The sequence below is a fragment of the Teichococcus deserti genome, from assembly GCF_001982615.1.
Taxonomy (GTDB): Bacteria; Pseudomonadota; Alphaproteobacteria; order Acetobacterales; family Acetobacteraceae; genus Pseudoroseomonas; species Pseudoroseomonas deserti.
In genome coordinates this window covers 1-786 of the sequence record NZ_MLCO01000386.1, presented here as the reverse complement: position 1 = coordinate 786, position 786 = coordinate 1, and the positions used below count along the sequence as shown (strand labels likewise).

Below are 786 nucleotides of genomic sequence, written 5' to 3'. Positions count from 1 at the left end.
GCACCGAGGCGGTCATCGCCGTGCCGCTGCCGCGCAGGTCGACATTGACCGGGCGGCGCGCCAGGTCCTCGACCCGCTCGATGTCGCGGCGGGCCAGGACATGCACCTCCTCGTCATAAAGCTTGGCGACATACTGCACGAGCTGGCCGACGCCGGGGAACAGCCGGTCGCGCGTCGCCGCCGCCAGCACGTCGGACTGCACGATGGCGACGTCGATGCCGCGCACATAGAGCAGGTCGGACAGGTTCTGCAGCGAGCCCTTGCCGATCACCGGCAGCACCCGCAGCGCCTCGCCGTCGTCCAGCACCGCGGCCAGGTCGGCGGCGATGCGGACATAGGTGCCGTCGACGCCGCCCGAGACGATGCCGACGGTGCCGGCATTCGCCGCCCGCGTCGTCTCGGCCAGGCTGCGCCCCGGGCGCGGCGTCTGCGCCAGGGCCGCGGGGCCGCCCAGCAGCAGGCCGGCGCCGGCCAGCAGCGCGGCGCGCCGGGGAAGGGGATGCATGGTCATGGGGCGGCTCATCTCCAGGGAGGGGCGGCTCAGCGCGGCGCCGGGCGGGACATCGGGGGCGCGGCCGGCGCCGCCTCGCCCAGCCGGGCGGCGATCTGGTACCAGCGCGCCGCCAGCGCCGGGTCGGGGCGGATGCCCTCGGCGCCGATGCGGGCCAGGAAGACCGGGTCGTAGGTGCGCCCCAGCCCGGTGGCGGCGCGGCCGCTGCCGGCCTCGGCGGCATAGGCGTAGAGCCGGCGCGCGGCGGAGATGTCGCGCAGCGCCAGCATCCCGTC

Annotated in this window: 2 protein-coding genes; both read right to left on the bottom strand. The window is 76.5% G+C overall.

The window, feature by feature from the left end:
• Nucleotides 1-511 (bottom strand): TAXI family TRAP transporter solute-binding subunit (locus BKE38_RS27675; protein WP_474104353.1); only part of this gene is annotated, 511 nt, incomplete at its 3' end.
• A gap of 29 nt (nucleotides 512-540) precedes the next feature.
• Nucleotides 541-786: hypothetical protein (locus tag BKE38_RS32520; protein ID WP_420014340.1), on the bottom strand; the 246-nt coding region annotated here is incomplete at its 5' end.